The organism is Pseudomonas edaphica, assembly GCF_005863185.1.
Taxonomy (GTDB): domain Bacteria; phylum Pseudomonadota; class Gammaproteobacteria; order Pseudomonadales; family Pseudomonadaceae; genus Aquipseudomonas; species Aquipseudomonas edaphica.
Window position 1 is genome coordinate 1 of sequence record NZ_VBVZ01000699.1, and the last position, 3,005, is coordinate 3,005.

The window sequence follows — 3,005 nt, forward strand, 5'->3', positions numbered from 1 at the left end:
GTGCGCTTCATGGGCATCAACCGCAACGCAATCGCTTCGTACCTGATCTCGTTGTACTGCTCGTTGGCGGTGCTGACCGAGGATGCCCTGGCGGTGCTCGATGATGTGGAGGTCGGCAAATATCATGACTATCCAGACACTTACAAGTAATTCACCCGACGCCTCGGCGACGCAAACGCCCGATGGTTTGTTGGATATTGGCGTGTTGGGGCAACTGGCCAACGAACTCTTTGCCAGTTTGCCGGGTGGTGGCGCTCGTTCGTCGCGACCGGGTAATGCTCCGAGCCTGGAGGCGTTGCCCCATGCTGCTCCTATAGCGGCTCCGGCGGGCACAGCAGATGGTCTTAACCTTGGCTCACCTGAAGCGTACACCGCAGCTATCCCCCAGGTTTATCCGGGGAGCAGTATTGCGGGTACGCCCGCTACAGGTGTGCCAGGTGCGTCTTACTATTTTGGTGGCGAGTCGACCTCGGTTGATCAGCCTGTACTGCTGCTGGAACAACCGTATGGGGGGCTTGACGGCGATGCGCTGAGGAGTTTACTGACGCACTCGCAGCCTGCACCTTCCCCGGCGCCGTCATCCGGAGCGCAGTTCTATTTTCTCGAGCAGGCGCAGGCGCCAGGACTGGAAAAGGCGCCACAGGCGGGTGGGCAACCTCAAGCCCGTACAAGTTTTGACGTACAGGCCATTCGCCGGGACTTCCCGATCCTGGCCGAGCGGGTTAATGGCAAACCTTTGGTATGGTTTGACAACGCCGCCACCACCCAGAAGCCTCAGGCGGTGATCGATCGCCTCAGCTACTTTTACGCACACGAAAACTCCAATATCCACCGCGCTGCGCATGAATTGGCCGCGCGGGCGACCGATGCCTACGAGGGTGCGCGCAATACCGTGGCGCGCTTTCTTGGGGCGCGTTCATCGGATGAAATCGTGTTCGTGCGGGGTGCAACGGAAGGCATCAACCTGGTCGCCAATACGTTCGGGCGCAAGTACATCGGGGCGGGCGATGAGATTATCGTCTCCCAACTCGAGCACCACGCCAACATCGTACCCTGGCAGCAGTTGGCGGCCGAGGTCGGGGCGAAAATCCGCGTGATTCCGGTGGACGACACCGGGCAGATCATTCTGGAGGAGTATGTAAAACTGCTCTGCCCGCGAACCAGGTTGGTGGCCATTACGCAGGTTTCCAACGCCCTTGGAACCGTCACGCCGGTGGCTGAAGTGATTGCGTTGGCGCATGGCGTCGGTGCAAGAGTGCTGGTGGATGGTGCGCAATCGGTTTCGCATCTGCGGGTGAATGTGCAGGCGCTGGACGCCGACTTTTTTGTGTTCTCCGGGCACAAGATCTTTGGGCCAACCGGCATCGGCGTGGTGTATGGCAAGAAGGATCTCCTCGAGATCCTGCCGCCCTGGCAAGGCGGTGGCAACATGATTGCGGACGTTACGTTCGACAAGACGGTCTACCAGCCCGCTCCTGCGCGATTTGAGGCGGGCACCGGCAACATCGCTGATGCTGTGGGGTTGGGCGCGGCGTTGGACTACGTCGAGCGTGTCGGCCTGGAAAATATCGCGCGTTACGAGCATGACCTGCTGGTGTATGCCACGCGTGGGTTATCGGCGATTCCAGGTTTGCGGTTGATCGGCACAGCGGCTCACAAGGCCAGCGTGTTGTCCTTCGTATTGCCGGGCTACCGTACCGAGGAAGTCGGCACTGCCCTCAACCAGGAGGGCATTGCGGTACGTTCCGGGCATCATTGTGCGCAACCGATTTTGCGTCGTTTTGGTGTCGAAGCGACCGTGCGGCCCTCGTTGGCGTTTTACAACACGGTCGATGAGGTCGATCTACTGGTTGCCACTGTGCAACGCCTGGCACACCGCCGGGGCAGGTAGATTCCAGTCTTGCCGGGGCGCAATCTTGCGCCCCGGTGGGGCAGGTAACGTTTATTGTGCTTCGAGTATTTCCTGGTACTGCTTGCGTTGCTTTATCCGTTCTGGAACGGCGTCAAGCCGCGCCTCCTCCGCACGTTGAAACGCTTCCTGATCATAGAAACACCCAACCCAATAAGCATCGGACTCCTCAGAGCTTTGCACCTGAATCGTCCGGTCGGCCAAGTCTTTTTGATACTCGAGATAGTCATCACTTTCGCCCGCTTTAGTCAGCTGCATCGACTTGGCGGTTGCGCGTATGTCCGTCTCAGGGTTTTTGGACGGTATCCGCAGGTAAAAACTGCGATTGGTCTCCATGATCACGATATCGGAACTGACGCTGCCCAGTTTGATCGGCGGGGAGACCCTCCAGGCCAGGCCGCCCCAAGGCTCATACTCCTCTGCGCTGGTCAGATCGAACTCTGGGCTTCGCACCGCCTGGTTGAATGCAACGGCACTTTCAATGGATGCCTTGCACGACACCAGGTCTTCGACCACCGCGTTGTTTGGAGAGGGGGCGGCGACTGCAATATTGAGCGCGCCGCAGCAGGAGAGAAACATCAGCCATCGCATATTGACGAGGTTCATTTGAGTACACAATCCCGTAACGAAAGGCTGGAACCCCCTACAGTAGGGCCGAGTATGCAAATGGCTTTAAACTCATCGCCGGCTTGAAGGTTTTTCATTTTTTCTGCCTGGCCCGCATCATAGCTCGTCATGCGTGCCATTTCGCTGTCAGAGGAAAGGCTGGTGACGGTCAAGAGTGGGTTGCCGGAGAAGTTCACACTGTTACGCAACACCACTCCCGAAATTAGCAGGCGTTTTTGGTACTGCGGCAGCTCAAGAGACGAGTTGTCGTTATTTAAAAAAGCTTCATACAGTTGATCAAAGTCAATTCGCTCAACGTCCTCGGCGTACGCCAAGGGACTGCCTGTGAAGCTGCAAAGAAGGAGGAGCGCTGAAAGTGCGCGACCTTGAGTCATTCGTTTTTTGGCCATCTTTATCATGAGCTCACGCGTTATTTTATTGTTGTATGGGATTTGTTAGAGAGGGCGGTAAAATTATGTCTCGGTTCGAC

The 3,005-nt window shown here is 57.3% G+C and carries 4 protein-coding genes; 2 read left to right on the top strand and 2 right to left on the bottom strand.

What is annotated here, in order from left to right:
- Nucleotides 1–9: 9 nt before the first annotated feature.
- Nucleotides 10–150 (top strand): hypothetical protein, encoded by a 141-nt coding sequence (locus FEM54_RS34835; protein WP_240792819.1) that lies wholly within the window; start codon nt 10–12, stop codon nt 148–150.
- Nucleotides 125–1,891, top strand: a complete 1,767-nt coding sequence (locus FEM54_RS29175) for a family 2A encapsulin nanocompartment cargo protein cysteine desulfurase (protein WP_171045933.1) — start codon at nt 125–127, stop codon at nt 1,889–1,891. Before FEM54_RS34835 ends, FEM54_RS29175 begins: the two co-directional genes overlap by 26 nt.
- Nucleotides 1,892–1,942: 51 nt before the next feature.
- Here FEM54_RS29175 and FEM54_RS29180 read toward each other — a convergent pair whose 3' ends face one another.
- Together FEM54_RS29180 and FEM54_RS29185 are read right to left on the bottom strand one after the other, a co-directional pair.
- Nucleotides 1,943–2,515: a hypothetical protein gene (locus FEM54_RS29180; protein WP_138453919.1), complete on the bottom strand. Its 573-nt coding sequence runs from the start codon at nt 2,513–2,515 to the stop codon at nt 1,943–1,945.
- On the bottom strand, nt 2,512–2,934 hold the full coding sequence (locus FEM54_RS29185) for a hypothetical protein (protein WP_138453920.1): 423 nt from the start codon (nt 2,932–2,934) through the stop codon (nt 2,512–2,514). Before FEM54_RS29185 ends, FEM54_RS29180 begins: the two co-directional genes overlap by 4 nt.
- Between the last annotated feature and the right edge of the window lie 71 nt (nt 2,935–3,005).